Below are 18,322 nucleotides of genomic sequence, written 5' to 3' on the forward strand. Positions count from 1 at the left end.
CGGCCGCGGGCATCGACCGGCGCCGCGCGCTCGGGCGCCGCGATGCTGCCGATCCGGACGCAGATCCGCACCGCGGCTTCAGTGGCGAAAAGCGATGATGGTGTGATATCGCGCATAGAATCAGCTCTTCACTTGCATGCCGACCTTCTTCAGGTCGATGCCCACGTCCGAGTAGCTCGCCCCGGTGTACGAGAAGCTGAATCCCGTCGTCGACACGCTGCTGCCCGTCGTCGATACGCTCGAACCCGTCGTGCTCACCGAGCTGCCGGTCGTCGACACGCTGGAGCCGGTGATGCTCGTCGAGCTGCCCGTCGTCGACATCGACGTGCCCGTGATGCTCGTCGAGCTGCCCGTGTTCGACATCGACGTGCCCGTGATGCTCGTCGACGTGCCCGTCACCGACGTGCTCGTGCCCGTCATGCTGTTCGACGTGCCCGTGTACGACAGCGATACGCCGGTCATGCTCTGCGACTGCCCGGTCGTCGACATGCTGACGTCGGTCCACGACGACGAGATGCCCGTCATGCTGTTCGACACGCCCGTCACGGAATTGCTGGAACCCACGACGCTGGTCGAGACACCGATCATCGCCGTCGACACGCCCTTGAAGCCTGTATCGACACCGGTAAACGACGTCGACACGCCGATGAAGCTCGTGCTCACGCCGGTAAACGACGTCGACACGCCGGTGAAACTCGTGCTCACGCCGGTAAACGATGTGCTCACGCCGGTGAAACTCGCCGATACGCCCGTGAAGCTCACCGACAGCCCCGTGTACGACACCGAGATGCCCGTGAAGCTGACCGAGATCCCGACGACCGACGTCGCCGTGCCCTTCACCGACAGATTCAAGTCCTGCGCGATCGACGTGGAGCTGTTGCGCTCGACCGTCTGCTGCATGTCGCGCTCCGCGTGGATCATCACGCGCTCCGCGCCGCGCTGATCGTCGAACGTGATCTGGCTTGCGTTCTGGTAGCCGCCGGCGCGCTTGATCGAACGTGAAACGAGACCCGTGTAGCGGATGTCTTTCGGCAAATCGTAAGGCGTCGGGTTTTCGCCGTTGTAGACGATGCCCGTCACGAGCGGACGGTCGAGATCGCCGTCGACGTACGTGATCAGCACTTCCTGCCCGACCCGCGGCATCGCGATCACGCCCCAGCCCTTGCCGGCCCACGCCTGCGACACGCGAATCCAGCACGAGGCGTCCGCTTCGGTCGTCTTGTAGCGGTCCCAGTGGAAGTGCACGCGGATGCGCCCGAGCTTGTCGGTATGCACCTCCGACATCTCCGGCCCCACCACCGTCGCGCTCTGGATGCCCGGCACCTCGGGGCGCGGCGTCGTCAAGAGCGGCCGATACGGCTGATCGTCGGCGAGCGCGCGGAACTTCACCGCGACGTTGCGCCCCTGCGACGTGCTGTCCGGCCCGTCCTGAATGAACGTCAGCTCGCTGTTCGTCACGTAGTACCGACGATTGCGGCCCAGCGCCGGATGCCCGATCAGCGTGAACGCCCGGCCCGTCGCCAGCGCGCGCGCGTTCGCCTCGCCGACGAGCATGTGCGAATCCGCCTGGATCGCTTCGAGCCGCAGCCGCGCGAGACGCTCCCCTTGCTCCGGCTCGCGGTAGCCGGCCGCATAGTCGTAGTACTCGAGCGGAATCCCTTCGAGATTCGGCGGCGACACCAGCTGTGCGTCGCTGTCGAGCTTGTTCGACGGCGCGTGATAGTCGAAGTCGCGCAGCGCGACGTTGCTTGCCTTGATCCGGCGCGTGCGCTGCAGCCGCTGCACGCCTTCGCGCCCCTGGATCGCCCGCGATTCCTCGCCGTCCGGCAAATACTCGAGCGTTTCGTTCGGCAGCGGCAGATCCTCGAAGCGCTGCGTGTCCGAAATCACCACGACATGCCGATCCGGCTCGTGCTCGACCCAGAAATAGATCCCTTCGTCCTCCAGCAATCGCTTCACGAAGTTCAGATCCGTTTCCTGGAACTGCACGCAGTACTCGCGCGGCTCGTACGTGCCTTCCAGTTCGAACCGGTAGCCGTTGCGCTGATGGCCCTGGAACACCTGCTCGACGATCTGCGGCACGCTCATGTTCTGGAAGATCCGGCTGTTGCGGTTCTCCGCGAGAAACGACAGCCAGCTCCGCAGCTCCAGCGTGTACGTGTACTGCCCGCTCATCTGCCCCGTGTCGTGGCCGCCGAACACGTGCGTGTTGAACGTCCGGATGTCGCCGCCGCCCAGATCGATGTCGGCCGACAGTGTCGAGCCGAGCAGCGCGTCGAAGTCCAGATCCGGGTCGTGACTCAGCAAGTCGAGCTGATACGACGGTTCCTGCGACAGGTTCTCGTGCACCACGAAGCTCAGCGCCACAGCATCCGGGTCCAGCAGGGGACTACGCAGTTCGATCAGACGCATGACGGTTCTCCCGTCGTGCCGGCGTTCGCCGAGGTCGTTTCGTCGGGATGATGCGCATCGGCCGGACGTTCGTCGTCCGCTTCGGCACGCATGTCGCCGTTCGCTTCATGCACGTCACGCGACTCAGGTGCGTCATGCGCTTCGGGTGCGCCGTGCGCCGCAGCGGACGCCGCAGCCTCGCGCGCCGCCGCCTCCGCCTGCTCGCCGAGCGAGGCCGCATCGGTGCCGCCGATCTCCAGCGCATCCTCGTCGAACACGAGCGACAGCTTCTCGTGCGCGGACAGCCGCACGGTCTTCAGCGCGCGCCCTTCGGCCCGCGCGGCGAGCACGCCGCGCGCGACGGCCGGCATCACGTGCTGGCGCAGCAGGTCGCGCACCGCGCGCCCGTTCGCCGGATGCTGCGACACCGCGTGCGCGACCCACGACGCGACGCCTTCGTCCGCGCGCCATTGCAGATCGTTCTCCGCGAGGCGCTCGCCGAGTTCGTCGAGCGCCTGCGTCGCGATGCCGGTCAGCGCGTCGACGTCGAGCGGACGGAACGCGACGAGCTGAATCCGCGCGAGCAGCGCGGGCGAGAAGCGCCCCTGCAGCCGTTCGCCGACGAGCTTGTCGAGCTTCGCCTGCGAAATCTGCGGATCGGCCTTGCACGCCGCTTCGATCTCGACGTCGCCGAGATTGCTCGTCAACAGGATCAGGCAGTTGCGGAAGCTGATCCGACGGCCCTCGCCATCCTCCATCCAGCCCTGATCGAAGACTTGATAGAACACCTCATGAATGTCCGGATGCGCGCGGTCGAATTCGTCGAGCAGCAGCACGCTGTACGGCTTCTTGCGAACCGCCTCGGTCAAGCGCCCGCCCTTGCCGTAACCGACGTATCCGGGCGGCGCGCCCTTGAGCGTCGACACCGTGTGCGCTTCCTGAAACTCGTTCATGTTGAACTGCAGCAGGTTGCGCTCGCCGCCGAACAGCAGCTCGGCGAGCTTCGCCGCGGCCTGGCTCTTGCCGGTGCCGGTCGGGCCGGCGAGCAGCATCACGCCGAGCGGCCGGCGCGGATCGTTGAGCCCCGAATGCGACACCTGCAGCGCCTGCGCGATCGAGCGCATCGCGCCCGTCTGCCCGTGGATGCCCGCATTGAGCGCCCCCTCGAGCTCGACCACGCGCTGCGCGTCGTCCTGCGCGAGCTGCGCGACGGGCACGCCCGTCCACTCGGCGAGCACCTCCGACACGACGTGCTCGTCGACCCACGGCCGCACCCAGCGATTCGCGCCGATGCGCGCGGCGAACGAATCGCCGTCGCTGTCGGCAGACACATGCGTCTCGTCGTTCAGACGCGCGAGCCACGAACGCACTTCGTCGCGCTGCGCGTCGACGACCGTCTCGAGCGTGGCCGCCTGCTGGACGAGGCTCGCCTGGCGGCCCTCGAGCTCGGCTTCGTCGCCCGGCGTGCGCACGCCCATGCGGCGGTCGCTCGCACGCCAATCGAGCGTCTGGCCGATCGCGAACGCCTGATGCTGCAAGCGCTCGAGCTCGGCGGGCGCGCAGTTCTGACTCATCGCGACGCGCGCGCACGCGGTGTCGAGCAGGCTGATCGCCTTGTCCGGCAACTGCCGCGCGGGCAGATAGCGGCGCGACAGCTCGACCGCGCCGCGCAGCGCCGAATCCACGATCCGCACGCCGTGGTGCGCCGCGAAGCGCGGCGCGATCGTGCGCAGCATGTCGACCGCCGCGTCGTCGCTCGGCTCGTCGACCGGAACAGCCTGGAAGCGCCGCACGAGCGCCGCATCCGGCTCGATGTACTGCTTGTATTCGGACCACGTCGTCGCGGCGACCATCCGCAACTGGCCGCGCGCGAGCATCGGCTTGATCAGGTTCGCCGCGTCGCCCGTGCCGGCCGCGCCGCCCGCGCCGATCAGCGTATGCGTCTCGTCGCAGAACAGGATGATCGGCGCGGCCGACGCGATCACCGCGTCGATCAGCGATTTCAGGCGCTGCTCGAACTCGCCGCGCACGCCCGCGCCCGCCTGCATCCGCGCCAGATCGAGCGCCCACACCTGCGCGCCGATGAGGCCCGGCGGCACCGCGCCCGCGTGGATCTTCTGCGCGAGCGCCTCGACGACGGCCGTCTTGCCCACGCCTGCCTCGCCGACGAGAATCGGGTTGTTCTGGCGGCGGCGCGACAGGATGTCGATCACCGTGCGCAATTCATCGTCGCGGCCGACCACGGGATCGAGCTCGCCGCGCGCGGCCTGCTCGGTCACGCACGTCGCCCATTTCGCGAGCGCGTCGCTCGTGCCGTCGGCGCCGGCCTCGCCCGCTTCCGCGCCAAGCGCGCCGCCGTCGAGCGCCGCGGGCGCTTCGTCGGTTTCCGTCCAGCCGGGCGCGAGCGCCTCATAGCGCTTCACCACCTCGTCGAGCGCGACCGACGTGATGCCGTTCGGCACGCGCTGCTGCAACCAGCGGCGCGTCAGATCCTCGTCGAGCCACGCGAGCAACAGGTGGCCGGAGCGCACCTTGCCCGCGCGCGCCGCGATCTGGCTCCAGATGACGGCCGGCCCGACGCTGCGCTCGAGCGAGCTGGAGATGTCGCGCAGCGAGTCGCCGCTCACGTCGAAGCCGTCCAGCGCCTTCTCCATCCGGCGCTTCGCTTCGCCGACATCGCTGCCGAACTGCTCGAACAGCCGCGCGAGATCGCTCTGCTCGCGCTGCAGCAGGCACAGTGCCCAGTGATCGAGATCGATGAAGGCATGCCGACGGGATCGGCCTAGCGCCGTCGCATCGACAAGGGCCGCATAGGTCGTGCGGCCGAGACAGTTGAATATGCGTTCGCGATTCACGTCTAGTCCCGAAAAGATTCAAAGACAGTCAGGGTGCGCAGCGCCCGATTCGGCCGTGACCACGCGTCGACGCCGACGCGCATGCACCCAACCCTTCCTGCGAGTTCAGGGCGCGTCCACACCTGAACCTTGATGACGGGGTAAATTCGTCCGTCGACGAAATCCGTCACGACCGCGGACAGCGCCATCACTGCCGCCGCGCGGCGTTGCCACCGGTAGAACTCGTCGGCCTCGATCGGACCGACGACGATCTCGACCGAATGCTGCACGTCCCAGATCCGCGCGCCGAGCCGCCATCCGCCAAGCCGCCGCGCATGGCTCTGCGCGGCCGGCACCGGCACCCAGCGGCCGTGGCGCGGCACGACCTGCAGCGCGACGCCGAAGTACGCGCACAGCATCCGCTGCAGATCGGCAAGCGAGCGGCGCGGCGCGCAGTAAATGCCCGGAAACGCACGCCGGCATGCGAGCGCGTGCTGCTCGAACGGCTCGCCGCCCTCCTGCTGCGCGCGGCGCGCATCGGCGAGCGCCGTCACGCGCTCGACGAACGGATTGCGCGCACGCTCGTAGCCGAGCACCGGATGCATCGACGACCACGCCGAGTAATGCAGCCATGCGAGATCGCCGCACACGACGTTGACGAAGCGCTCGAACGCGGCGTTGCGCTCGAAGCGCTTCTCCTGCATCGCGTGCTCGGTCACGTGCAGCGGCAGCGGCCCATACGGCGCGAACAACCCGAAGTGACGCTGGACCACCGTGACCTGCGGGTGATCGTCGTCCTCGATGAAGCGCGCGAGCGCCACGTGCACGCGCTCGACTTCCGTGCTCGCGAAATGCATCTCCGCCGGCTGCTCGATGCGCAACCACTTCGGCATCCGGCGCTTACGCGCCAAACGCTTGTCGTGCTTGCGCTGCAGCGCTTCGACGCGCCGCATCAGCTCGAAGAACGTGCGGCGCGGCGTCAGCGCTCGGCTCACGCGCTCGAGCGTCGTCATGCGAGCCTCCCGTCGCGCGCCGCGACGTTCGTGTGCGTGCTCGCCGCCTCGCCGTCGAGGCGCACGACGATCTCGATGCCGTCATTGAGCGTCGCGGCCTCGGCGAGCGCCTGCGCGAGCAGCCGCCCGAACAGCCAGCCGCCGCGATCCGCATGCAGCGATTCGGCGATATCGATCTCGACTTGCGTCGCGCGCACGAGCGCGGTGGGCGTCGCCCGGCCCGCCGCGACGAAGCGCGAGCGCAGCAGGACCGAGCGCAGGCTCTCGAGCCGTTGCCGGTCGAGCGCATCGTCCTTGTCGATCGCGAGCAGCAGTTGCTCGACGATGCGCGCCGTCACGTCCTGCTGTTGCGACGCGTGCAGCGCGAGCGGATTGCGGCCGACGTGCGACACGGCTTCCCAGCACGCGTCGACGCTCGGCTTGCCGCGCGGCGCGCTCGCCGGCCACAGGCACTCGATACGCTTGACGGCGGTCGGATCGAGCAGTTGCAGGTCGGCGTCGAGCAGCCCGGTCGGACGCCAGTCGCGATCGGCCACGAGCGCGCGGCCCGTGATCGTCGCGACGTCGTCCGGGTCGAGCGTGTCGTCGACCATCGAGACGGCGATCAGGTCGTGGCTCGCGAGCGGATCGAACCGATCACGCCGCACGCCGTCGACGAGCAGCGCATCCTCGCGCCGCATGCCGTAGCGGATCGAGCCCTCGTGGCCCTCATAGCCCGCCGTCTCGAGCACCGAGCGCGCGCGATGCGCTCGACCGTTGGTCTCGCACACGAACACCTCGGTCAGCGCCCACAGGTGATGCGCGGCGGGCCGCATCCGGTCGACGGGAATCCACTGCTCGGGCTGATTCGCGTCGTAGGGCACCGGATCGAAACGTTTGGAATACAGATTGATCGCCGGCGTCGCGAACAGGCGGAACTGGCTCGCGTCAACGTCGCCGACCAGATCGCCCGGTGCGTCGCGTAATGCGAAGAACAGCTCGAACGCCCGCGCCGACGGCGCCTTGGCGGCGATCGCCGCCAGCGCGTCGACGTAGACGCCGAGCAGACGCGTCGGCTGCGCGAAGTACTCGCGCAGCAGCCGCAGGCCGGGCAAGCCGCCGAACTCCTCCGGCAGCAGCGCCTCCGCATCGTCGACGCCGGACAGCCGGATGCCCGACATCGGCAACGTCAGCACCTCGTCGCCGCGATTGGTCGACACGAGCGCATACCACGCGGTCGTATCGGCGAGCATCGCGCGATGCAGCGCATAGGCGCGCGGCAGATCGCCCGCGAGACTCAGATGCAGCGGCTTGAAACCCTCGTCCTCGCGCGCGAGCTCCGCGATCGACGCGCCGCCTTCGACCTCGAACCTGAAGCGCAGCACCGCATGCGACGATGCCAGCCGCTGCGAGAGCAGCGACGGCAGCCCGGTGATGCTGCGGCTGCACTCGACCGACGCCAGACGCAGCGGCAGCAGCGTGACGTCGCGCGCGGTCGAGAACATCACCGGCAGCTTGCGGCCCGGCAGATGCGCGGCGACGAGCGAGCCGCGCGGCAGCGTATTGCCGCGAAACGCGTCGGGCGAGCCGAGATCCGGATGGAACGCGAACGTCGAGATCGCGGGCGTCGACGCCATGTAGAGCGGGCAGATGCGCCCGAGCGCCTGCTGCGCGAACTCGGCGCACTCGCGATCGAGCCGCTTCTGCACGCGCGCCGACAGATACGCGACGCCCTCGAGCAACCGCTCGACGAACGGATCGGTGACCGCATCGGGATGCAGCCCGAGCGCCGACGCGACCTGCGGGTGCTCTTTCGCAAAGCGCGCGCCGGCATCGCGCAGCTGGCGCAATTCGTCGTTGTAGTGATCGAGGAAATTCATCGCAGCTCGCCGCTCAATGGTCGTCCGCCAGGCTGAAATAGCCGCTCAGGTAATCGAGCGCGAGGCTCGCCCTGAGCTCGGCTCCGTCTTCGCGCGCCTTCATCGATACATCGAAATAGATCGTCTGCGCGAGGCGCTTGCGGCTCTCGGTCCGAGGTTTGACCGTCGTGGCAACGGGATCCACGCGCGGCTCGAAGCGACGAATCACCTCGCAGATGTGCGCGGCCGCGTGAACCGGATTGATCTTCGTCGCGCCGGCCATCTGCATCGGCGGACAGCCGAAGTTCAACACCGAATGCGCGGCCGGGCTGTCGTCCGCGATGCGCATGCGCGCACCGCGGATCGCGTGATTCATCAGATCGACCAAGTGATCGGCCACGACCTCTTGAAGCGAATGGCGACGAATCCGTCTCGACAGCTTGTTGTAGAGTTGAAGATCGCTCACGTGCGTGTTCCCGAGTGTTGTGGCGCGAGGCCACAACACTGCCCAAGGTTAGCCTGGAAACTAGAACCTTCCGACGGGTTAGATCGGGGCGTTCTGCTTGAGGTCGTATCCGGCCTTGATCACTGCGCCCATCGTGCCGTCGTTGCGCTGCTCGCGGTACTCGAACTCGATCTGGGCGAAGTTGATCCGGATCTGGTCGGTCGGCAGCACGCCGTCGACTTCGCCGCTAGCGTGGCCGAGCTGCGAGATCGGCATGTTGCCGAGCGTGCGGAACGACGAGACGAGGCCGCTCGCGAACGAGATCGTCAGGAATTCCTGCTGGCCCTTGCCCGACTTGCGGCAGATCAGCTTCGCGTTCTGGATGTGCTCACCCGTCGCACACATCAGGAACAGCTTCGGCGAAGCCTTGTTCGACACCATGCGGAACTCGAAGTCCTTCATCTCGACCTTGCCCGCGCCGCCGCCGCTGCCGAAGCCCCAGCGGCCCGAGTTCTCTTCCGCCCACTGCCAGCTCTGAATCTGGATCAGACCGGGATATTGCGAATCGGTCGACTCACCCTCGACGCCGTCGATCTGCAAGAAGTAATCAACCAAAGCATTTGCCATGCTATGAACTCCTAATTAGTTATAACAAGACCATATCGAAAAGACCGCTGTTGAATCTGCTACGGAACGGTTCGACTCCGTCCCGCAGCGCCTCGAACACCTCCTTCTTTAAGCGAAACCGCAACCGGCCCGGTAGTCGCGGCTCAGGTCGTCACCTCTTGCTTGGTCGACGGAAGCTTCGAAACCAGCCGGAGAGAAACGGTCAAACCCTCCAGTTGGAAATGGGGGCGCAGGAAAAACTGCGCGCGATAGTAGCCGGGGTTCTCCGGAATCTCGTCGACGACCACTTCCGCCGCCGACAGCGGACGCTGCGATTTCGTCACCTCGCTCGAGATGCTCGGGTCGCCGTCCACGTAGTTCATCAGCCAGTCGTTGAGCCAACGCTGCGTGTCCTCGGCCGACTTGAACGAACCGATCTTGTCGCGCACGATGCACTTCAGGTAGTGCGCGAAGCGGCACGTCGCGAAGATGTACGGCAGCCGCGACGACAGATTCGAGTTCGCGGTCGCGTCGTCGTCCTCGTAGATTGCCGGACGGTGCACGGTCTTCGCGCCGATGAACGCAGCCGTATCCGAGTTCTTCCGATACACGAGCGGCATCAGGCCGGATTCCGACAGCTCGTGCTCGCGGCGGTCCGAGATCGCGATTTCGGTCGGGCAGTGCAGATCGACTTCGCGATCCTGCGACGGCAGCACGAACTTCGGCAGCACCTCGACCGCGCCGCCCGACTCGACGCCGCGAATCTTCGTGCACCAGCCGTAGGTCTTGAACGCGCGCGTGATGTTCGCGCCCATCGCATAGGCGGAGTTCGCCCAGCAGAAGTCCTCGGCGCGGTTCGGATCGACCTTCTCCTCGAATCCGAACTCTTCGACGGGCTGCGTCTTCGGGCCATACGGCACGCGCGCGAGAAAGCGCGGCAGCGTGAGCGCGAGGTAGCGCGAGTCGTTGCTCTCGCGCAGGCGCCGCCAGAACGCGTATTCGGTCGCGGTAAAGATCTTCGACACGTCGCGCGGATTCGACAGCTCGCTCCAGTCGTCCATCTGCAGCAGGCCCGGCGCCGCGGCCGCGATGAACGGCGCGTGCGCGGCCGCCGAGATCTTCGACATCTCGGTGAGGATCGACACGTCCTGCATGCTGTGGTCGAAGTAGAAGTCACCGATCAGGCAGCCGAACGGCTCGCCGCCGAACTGGCCGTACTCCTGCTCGTAGATCATCTTGAAAATCGGACTCTGGTCCCACACGACGCCCTTGAAGCGCCGCAGCGTCTTGCCGAGATCCGCTTTCGAGATGTTCAGGTAGCGGATCTTCAGGTTCTCGCTCGTGTCGGTGTTCGACACGAGGTAGTGCAATCCGCGCCATGCGCCTTCGAGACTCTGGAAGCGCTTGTTGTGCAGCACGAGCGTCAGTTGCTCGGAAATCTTCTTGTCGAGCTCGGCAACCAACTGCTCGATCGTCTGCGCGACATCCTCGCGAACCACGACGCGGCTGCGCCGCGCATACGTGAGCAGGGTCTCGACGGCGTTCTGCACCGCCTCGGCCGCCTCGTTGGTGCGCGGCCGAAACGAGCGGCGCAGGATGTCCTTCAGATCCTCGTTGACATTGTTCTGATCGACGACCACCTTCTCGGCAGACGATTCAAGCTGCTGCATACTCATTTCGCACCCTCTTCCGGTTGGTGGTCTGCGCCTTCACCGGCACCGCCGGATTGCTCCGGCGCCGCGTCGGCCTCGTTTGCCCACTGCGGGCTCTTCAGCAATTCCTGAATCACGTCCTCGGCCGCCGCCTTGCCGTCCATGTAGGTCAGCAATTCCTTCAGACGGTTGCGCGCCTCGAGCAGCGTCGATAGCTCGGGAATGCGCTTGACGACAGCCGCGGGCTCGAACGATTCCATCGACGTAAACGTGAGATCGATCGGAATCAGCGTGCCGTCGTTGGTGAGCACGTTCTTCACGTGATAGCTGAGCGACGGCGCGATCTGCGCCATCCGCTCGTCGAAGTTCTCGACGTCGACCTCCTGGAAGCGGCGATCCTCGACGGGGCCGAGCGGCTCGGTGTTGTCGCCCGACAGGTCCGCCATCACGCCCGCGACGAACGGCAGTTCGACCTTCTTCTGCGATCCGTACACCTCGACGTCGTATTCAATCTGCACGCGGGGCGCACGACTCTCCCCGATGAATTTCTGTCCATCCTTTTGTCGAACCATGATGAGCAAACCCTCTACACGAAGTTGTTCACGTTACTTGATGGAGCTCTGCGGCCGGTTCAGCTGGGCCACGAGAGATGCCGCCTCGGGATAGAGCTCCGCCATCACCTCCTCGAAACCCGCACCCAGCATTCGTTGAATCCGCGACAGGAAGATCGGCGCCGGATGGCTCGGCTCATGCAAGCGGAAGTACTCGACGATCCGCTCGAGCGCCACCCCGACTTCCTGCCTCGATCTCAGCGCGCCGCCCGGCCCCGCGGCCGGCTGCTGCGGGTCGGGTGCCGGCGAGAAGCCGGCCTCGGCATGGGCCGGCTTCTCGCCGGCGACGCTTTCGCTTTCCGCACGCCCCGCGTCCGTCCGCGCGAGCCGCGACGCCGCAACGCTCAACAGGTCGAGCGAGCGCGACAGGTTGAGCTCTTGCTCTACCACTGCGACTGATTCCCTGATTCGCGATAAGGAATCCTTAATGTCATGTACAAGAGTATTCGCTCTAACGCAGTAGTCGCGATCCTCCACGATCGCGGCGGCACGCCCGCCGATCAGATCGTTGAGCGTCGCGTCGCGGTCTTCGAACCGCGAACTGCCGAGCTGATGCAGAAACTGCGGCCCCGCAAGCCAGCCGAGATGAATCAGCAGTGTTTCGCCGGGCGACTCGTCAGGCAGCGCGCGAGGATGCAATTCCTCGACGGGCGCGCTCATCAGCTCGGCCAGCAACCGAACGCCATCGGCCAACCCACTTAATCCGCGCCGCGCGATGCAGGCGCGCAGATACCAAATGGCGACCCGAACGTCCTTTGCCTTTTTCAATAGAGCAAGACATGCCGTTTCAACGGAGGCCCACTGGAACGCGCTCTCTCCTTTGCGTTGTGGCGCGTGACCGACGGAATCGTATTCGCAGATAGCTGCGTCGATTTTGATAAAATCCTCGTCGAAATCCAGCAAGTCCGTCGAATGGACTGGCAGTGCATCGTCGTTCATGGTCTATCCACAAATCACAGGCGTTAGGTACCGACTTCGCAAAACCAGATTAGCTTGCGTCTTGTCAAAATACCCGAACTTATTTCTTCGAATGTATTAGCGACCACATAACTCGATGCCGACCATCAGTCAAAGCGGCGTGGGGAATTAGATTAGTACTAGCCGGAAAAAGGCAAACAAACGCCCGCGGCGTCCGGGAAAATATTCCACGGAAACCGTTTACGCTGCTGTTTTTTTCTCAGTGGTATTAACCCACCCCTTCCGCCCAGCCCGATCCCTGCGAGTCGGCATACGCCGGCTTCCGCAACGGCAATCGGTAAGATGCACTCCCGCTAAATCAAATACCGCACGCGCATAAATCGATGCGCCGTCGCGATCGCGGCGGAAATAACATCCAAGCACCGGGTTTATCTGAAGCGTCACACCTTAGTGGCCCTCAACGACAACGGCGTGACAATCGTTCATATCGTTACAGTCTACGCTGTAAACTTATAGAACGCTCGTAAATTTGGCAAGCGGAAATAATTTTTTCTTACAAACAGAACTGTAAGTTTGATTCAATGAATTTGAAATAGGAGGATTGTCTCCGAAGCGGAGCGAGTATCGAACGACGTGGAGATTTTTATCTTGGGCGATCCTTGCGGGCTACATTCCTTCTCCCGACCGCCAATTTACTCAATCACTACTTCATAGTGCGCAGGTCGGGTTTCCAAGACTACTTAATATGTATTCGCAATCGTTTGCGCGACCTGTTGCCCCACAATAAACCCACCTCGAAGGAATTGCAACCCGGTCGAAAATATCCGCCGCATGCGAACCGAAGCCGCATGTGTGAGCGGGCACCCCGAATGCGCGCCGGAATGCCCGACGAAACATCTTTGTTACATTAGGCTCAATTTAACCCACACGGGAGACAACTTTTCCGCGCGCACACCCGCGCGTCCGCCAAATGATCAAAATAGATGCGATAACGATTGAATCAACAAGGCCAGCACAAGCCATCCCGGCCGATGCGTGTTGATTAGGCGCCTGCTCCCGGCACAACGGCGGCGAAGTTCATCCGGCGAGACCGGTTGCCGCCGAATTCAGTAGGATGTCGAACTGTTTTAGAGAGGATTGTGTGGCGGCGGTTTCTCGACGAATCCGAGCACCCCCTCGAAAAATCCGTCGCGCGAGCTTTGCGCGGTGCGGAGCTCGGGCGACGCGGACTTCTCTATATATAGATACGCCAAAGTGCGCCGTCCCGACTGCCCGCGCAAACGCATCGCCCCGCAATCACATCTCCGCAGCGCCGTCGGCTCGCTCGACTCGATAATGCGGAGGCGAATCTGGCGCGCCCGTTTCACATTCTTTCAAACGGACGGCAAGACGAACGGCGTCGCCTCGTGTCACTGTACCGACACACATCCGGCGCCGATCGCAAGCACGGCGCGCGCCCGCGCATCCGTGCGCGTTGCGGCATGGCGTCCCGCGCGCAATGCCGCCCTTCGTCTGCCGCTCGGCGCACGGCGACGCGCAACGACGCCAACACGAAACGGCGCGGCCGCCTTCCGGTGCCGCGCCGTTGCCTCCGCGTGCCCGAGCGGCAACTGTCACCCGGCTCCCGGGCGCGCCGGGGCGTCAGGCCTTCATTGATCCGGTCCGCACATAGCGCTCGTGCCACGACAGCGCTTCGCCGAGCAGATGCGGCGTCTGCTTGCCGAAGCTCTCGCGGCTCGCGCGCTCGAAGTAGTCTTCGAGCATCGGCCGGTAATCGGGATGCGCGCAATTCGCAATGACCTTGCGTGCACGCTGCTTCGGCGACAGCCCGCGCAGATCCGCGAGCCCCTGCTCGGTCACGACGACCGCGACGTCGTGCTCGGTATGGTCGACGTGGCTCGCCATCGGCACGATCCGCGAAATCGCGCCGCCCTTCGCGGTGCTCGCCGACATGAAGCACGACAGATAGCCATTGCGCGCGAAATCGCCGGAGCCGCCGATCCCGTTCTGGATCTTCGTGCCCATCACGTGCGTCGAGTTCACGTTGCCGTAGATGTCCGCCTCGATCATCCCGTTCATCGCGACGATGCCCAGACGCCGCACGAGTTCCGGATGGTTGCTGATCTCCTGCGGCCGCAGCACGATCTTCGAGCGGAATGTGTCGATCTCGTCGGCGAAGCGCTTCACCGCGTCCGGGCTCAGCGACAGTGCGGTCGCCGACGCGAAGCTCAGCGTGCCGTTCGCGAGCAGATCGAGCATGCCGTCCTGGATCACTTCCGTGTATGCGGTCAGATTCGAGAAGCCGCCTTCGCCGAGGCCGGCGAGCACCGCGTTCGTGATGTTGCCGACGCCCGACTGCAGCGGCAGCAGGTTTTCGGGCAGGCGGCCGCGCTTGATCTCGTGACGCAGGAAATCGATCAGGAGTCCGGCGATCTGCTTCGACGTCTCGTCCGGCGCGGCGAACGCATTGCTGCGGTCGGGCGCGTCGGTCTCGACGATCGCGACGATCTTCTCGGCCGGGCAGCGCAGATACGGCTCGCCGATCCGGTCGTCGCTCTTCACGAGCGGGATCGGCTTGCGGTTCGGCGGCAACGCGGTGCCGTAATAGATGTCGTGCATCCCGTCGAGGCCGAGCGGCTGGCGCGCGTTCACTTCGAGGATCACGCGCTTGGCCTGGTCGAGCCACGTCTTGTTGTTGCCGACCGACGCCGACGGAATCAGGCGCCCGTCCTCGCGAATGCCCGCGACCTCGACGATCGCGACATCCAGCTCGCCGAACAGGCCGAACCACGCGTACTGCGCGACGTGGCTCAGGTGGATGTCCTGGTAGTCGAGCTCGCCCGCATTGATCTTGTCGCGCAGCGTCGGATCGGACTGGTACGGCAGCCGCATCGAGATGCCGTCCGCCTTCGCGAGCGCGCCGTCCAGCTCGGGCGCGGTCGACGCGCCCGTCAGCACGTTGATGCGGAAATCTTCGCCGCGCGCGTGGGAAGCCGCGATTCGCGCGGCGAGCGCGGCCGGCACCGCTTTCGGATAGCCGGAACCGGTGAAGCCGCTCATCGCGACGGTCATGTTCGGGCCGATCAGCGCGGCGGCCTCGTCGGCGGTGCGGACGAGGGAGCGCAGACTGGGGGCGAGGATACGAGAGGTTGGCATGGCTGAATGTCGAACGGTTGTATTAGATCTGGCGACGCAGCGCCGCAGGGGTGTCTCCGGAGTGGCGCGCGCTCCCGGCGCCGGCGGCAATCGCAAGCGGGCGGTGGAAGCACGGCCGGAGTATCGCAGACCGCACCGCCGCGTAGTGTCCACCCCGTGCAAAAGTACCTTGCCGGATTTGCTGGATATTTGCCCGAAATCAAATCCGGGTGCGACTCGCCGCGCGCCCCGGCCGACGCTCGGGGGGTGCGGCGGCTGCGTCGAGCCGACGCCAAATCTTACATTTTTCTTTCTGTTGTGCGCGATCAGCACATTCCAGTCATGAAAAAGCAACAAATTACAATTCCGTATATATTTCGCCGATGGACCCAAGAAAAACCGCCGCCAACCGCATTCCGAGCCCACCGCCGCGCACCTGGGACGCCCGGCTCGCACGCCGGCTCGTCACGCCGCTCGTCGGCACGCCGGTCACCCCGAATCACCTCACCACGCTGCGCCTGGCGATCGGCCTCGCCGGCGCCTGGTGCCTCGCGCAGCCGGGCTTCGGCTGGATCAACGCGGGTGCATTGCTAATCGTGCTGTCCAACTTCGTCGATCACACCGACGGCGAACTCGCGCGAATCAGCGGCCAGTCGAGCAAGCTCGGCCATTTCTACGATCTCGCGAGCGACGCGCTCGTCACGGTCGCGCTCTTCGTCAGCATGGGCGTCGGCGTCGTGGCCGGGGGCGGCCAGATGGCCGCGTCGCCCGTGCTGCTCGGCACCGTCGCGGGCGCGGCCGTCGCGCTCATCTTCTTCCTGCGGATGCGCATCGAGTCGCTCGCCGGCAAGGCGGGCACGAAGCAGGCGTTCGTCGGCGGCTTCGAGACCGAGGACGTGCTGTATCTGCTGCCCGTCGTCACGCTGCTCGACGGCGTCGAGCCGTTCCTGCTCGCGGCATCGATCGGCGCGCCGCTGTTCGCCGCGTGGGTGGTGATCGACTACTGGCGCATCGTGCGCCGCAGCGGCGGCGCCGGCTCCGGCGCGCCCAACTCAACCGAAATCCAGCCCTCGAAATGATGATGGACCTCGAAGCACCGGCGGCGCACGGTTCGGCTGACGCCGCCGTCGCCGCGCGCGTGGCCGCGCTCGACCGCGCGCGGCTGCGCAGCGATTTCATGCGCCAGGATGCGTTCCTCTATCTGGACGAATTCCTGCCGAAGGATCTCGCTGGCCGCGTCGCCGACTGCGCCCGCGCGCTCGTGCCGCAGATCAACCGCAACTATCTGCCGGGCCACAAGCAAGGCGGCAGCGTGAGCCGCCACACGATCGACGAGAAGGCGCCGCTCATTGCCGAGCTTTACCGCTCGAAGGCGCTCGTCGGGTTCCTCGAGACGCTGACGGGCGACAAGCTGCTGCCGTCGCCGGACGACGATCCGCACGCGTACGCGCTCTATTACTACACGAAGCCGGGTGATCACATCGGCTGGCACTACGACACGTCGTACTACGACGGCCGCCGCTACACGCTGCTCTTCGGCGTGATCGACGATTCGACGAGCCGGCTCGACTACGAGCTGCACACGCGCAATCCGGACGTGCCCGACGAGCCGGGTTCGGTGCAGATCGCGCACGGCGGCATCGTGTTCTTCGACGGCGACAAGCTGCGCCACCGCGTGACGCCGCTCGGCGAAAACGAGTTCCGCGTGTCGCTCACGTTCGAGTACGTGACCGACCCGGGCATGCGCCCGTGGAAGCGCTTCGTGTCGAACATGAAGGACGCGATCGCGTATTTCGGCTTCCGTCAGGTATTCAAGCAAACGGCGACACGCCGCCCGTCGCGCTCATGACGCGCGCCGGCATGATCCTGCTGTCGCTCGGAACGGCGGCGTTCGTCGCCCTTCTCGCGTGGCAGGGCCTCGGCGCGGTCGCGGCGACGCTCGCCTCGGCCGGCTGGGGGCTCGCGCTCGTCGCGGCGTTCCATCTGGTGCCGCTCGTCGTCGACGCGACGGCGATCGCGGTGATGTTCCGCGCCGGCGAGCCCGGCAGCCGGTTGGGCGACGCGCTGCGCGCGCGCTGGGTCGGCGAATCGGTGAACAGCCTGCTGCCCGCCGGGCAGATCGGCGGGCCCGTGCTGATGGTCCGCTATCTCGCGCAGCGCGGCGCGCGCCTGGCCGACGCGGCGGCGTCGATCACGGTCAGCACGACGATGCAGGCGCTCGCGCAGATGGTGTTCGCGCTCGTCGGCATCGCGGCGTTCAGCGCGTACGCGACGCACGGCGCCGCCTCGCATCTGCGCACGCCGGCGCTCGTCGCCACCGCGGTGCTGGGCGGCTGCGCCGCGCTCTTCTATTTCGCGCAGCGCCGCGGCCTGTTCGGGCGCGGATTGCGCGCGGCGTCGAAGCTGCTCGGCCCGCGCGACTGGTCGTCGCTCGCGACGCGCGCGGACGCGATCGACGACGCGATCGGCCGGCTGTACCGCGAGCGCGCGAAGGTCCGCGCGACGTTCGTGCTGAGCTTCGTCGGCTGGGTCGTCGGCACGGCGGAAGTGTGGCTCGCGCTGCGCTTCCTCGACCACCCGGTAAGCTGGCTCGACGCGCTGCTGCTCGAGAGCGTCGGGCAGGCGATCCGCGGCGCGGCGTTCGCGATCCCCGGCTCGCTCGGCGCGCAGGAAGGCGGCTACCTGCTGCTCGCGCCACTCGTCGGCCTGCCGCCCGACGCGGCGCTCGCGCTGTCGCTCGCCAAGCGCGCGCGCGAGCTCGCGCTCGGCCTGCCCGGCCTCCTGTACCTGCATTTCAGTGAAAGAAACTGGCAGCGGCGGCGCGCGCCGCTGCCGATCGCCGACTGATCCGACGTGACGGTCGGCGTCCTTTGCGTGGA

Annotated in this window: 13 protein-coding genes; 3 read left to right on the plus strand and 10 right to left on the minus strand. The window is 66.0% G+C overall.

From position 1 onward, the window contains the following. Positions 1-120: 120 nt before the first annotated feature. The 10 genes from BTH_RS09695 to BTH_RS09740 form a co-directional block, all read right to left on the minus strand. On the minus strand, positions 121-2,412 hold the full coding sequence (locus BTH_RS09695; protein ID WP_011401423.1) for a type VI secretion system Vgr family protein: 2,292 nt from the start codon (positions 2,410-2,412) through the stop codon (positions 121-123). Further along, on the minus strand, positions 2,403-5,246 hold the full coding sequence (gene tssH, locus BTH_RS09700; protein WP_009893771.1) for a type VI secretion system ATPase TssH: 2,844 nt from the start codon (positions 5,244-5,246) through the stop codon (positions 2,403-2,405). The genes BTH_RS09695 and tssH overlap by 10 nt, the downstream gene beginning before the upstream one ends. Positions 5,247-5,248: 2 nt before the next feature. Next, positions 5,249-6,238, minus strand: a complete 990-nt coding sequence (tssG, locus tag BTH_RS09705; protein WP_009893772.1) for a type VI secretion system baseplate subunit TssG — start codon at positions 6,236-6,238, stop codon at positions 5,249-5,251. Next, a complete protein-coding gene (gene tssF, locus BTH_RS09710) occupies positions 6,235-8,097 on the minus strand; it encodes a type VI secretion system baseplate subunit TssF (protein ID WP_009901011.1) in 1,863 nt (620 codons plus the stop codon). Before tssF ends, tssG begins: the two co-directional genes overlap by 4 nt. Positions 8,098-8,110: 13 nt before the next feature. After that, positions 8,111-8,542 carry a GPW/gp25 family protein gene (locus tag BTH_RS09715; protein ID WP_009901012.1) on the minus strand — a complete coding sequence of 144 codons (432 nt, stop codon included), beginning with the start codon at positions 8,540-8,542 and terminating at the stop codon, positions 8,111-8,113. A gap of 78 nt (positions 8,543-8,620) precedes the next feature. Continuing rightward, a complete protein-coding gene (locus BTH_RS09720) occupies positions 8,621-9,148 on the minus strand; it encodes an Hcp family type VI secretion system effector (RefSeq protein WP_009901013.1) in 528 nt (175 codons plus the stop codon). Positions 9,149-9,291: 143 nt separating this feature from the next. Next, entirely contained in the window at positions 9,292-10,797 is a 1,506-nt protein-coding gene (gene tssC, locus BTH_RS09725; RefSeq protein WP_009901014.1) for a type VI secretion system contractile sheath large subunit, read from the minus strand. A 2-nt stretch (positions 10,798-10,799) separates the two neighbouring features. Then, the gene (tssB, locus tag BTH_RS09730) at positions 10,800-11,351 is read right to left on the minus strand and encodes a type VI secretion system contractile sheath small subunit (protein WP_009901015.1); all 552 of its coding nucleotides are present in this window, start codon (positions 11,349-11,351) and stop codon (positions 10,800-10,802) included. A gap of 33 nt (positions 11,352-11,384) precedes the next feature. Beyond that, positions 11,385-12,329: an ImpA family type VI secretion system protein gene (locus tag BTH_RS09735; RefSeq protein ID WP_009907984.1), complete on the minus strand. Its 945-nt coding sequence runs from the start codon at positions 12,327-12,329 to the stop codon at positions 11,385-11,387. Between the two features lie 1,620 nt (positions 12,330-13,949). Further along, a complete protein-coding gene (locus tag BTH_RS09740; RefSeq protein ID WP_009893778.1) occupies positions 13,950-15,464 on the minus strand; it encodes an acetyl-CoA hydrolase/transferase family protein in 1,515 nt (504 codons plus the stop codon). A gap of 362 nt (positions 15,465-15,826) precedes the next feature. On the opposite strand from BTH_RS09740, the gene BTH_RS09745 reads away from it, so the two are divergent. Genes BTH_RS09745 through BTH_RS09755 form a run of 3 tightly spaced genes read left to right on the plus strand, consistent with a single transcriptional unit; the run spans position 15,827 to position 18,290 of the window. Next, positions 15,827-16,522, plus strand: coding sequence for a CDP-alcohol phosphatidyltransferase family protein (locus BTH_RS09745; RefSeq protein ID WP_009893780.1), 696 nt, complete (start codon positions 15,827-15,829; stop codon positions 16,520-16,522). Next, the gene (locus BTH_RS09750; RefSeq protein ID WP_009893782.1) at positions 16,519-17,292 is read left to right on the plus strand and encodes a 2OG-Fe(II) oxygenase family protein; all 774 of its coding nucleotides are present in this window, start codon (positions 16,519-16,521) and stop codon (positions 17,290-17,292) included. The genes BTH_RS09745 and BTH_RS09750 overlap by 4 nt, the downstream gene beginning before the upstream one ends. Next, positions 17,289-18,290: an HpnL family protein gene (locus BTH_RS09755; RefSeq protein ID WP_009893783.1), complete on the plus strand. Its 1,002-nt coding sequence runs from the start codon at positions 17,289-17,291 to the stop codon at positions 18,288-18,290. Before BTH_RS09750 ends, BTH_RS09755 begins: the two co-directional genes overlap by 4 nt. Positions 18,291-18,322: the final 32 nt, after the last annotated feature.

The sequence above is a fragment of the Burkholderia thailandensis E264 genome (assembly GCF_000012365.1).
In the GTDB taxonomy this organism is placed as follows: domain Bacteria; phylum Pseudomonadota; class Gammaproteobacteria; order Burkholderiales; family Burkholderiaceae; genus Burkholderia; species Burkholderia thailandensis.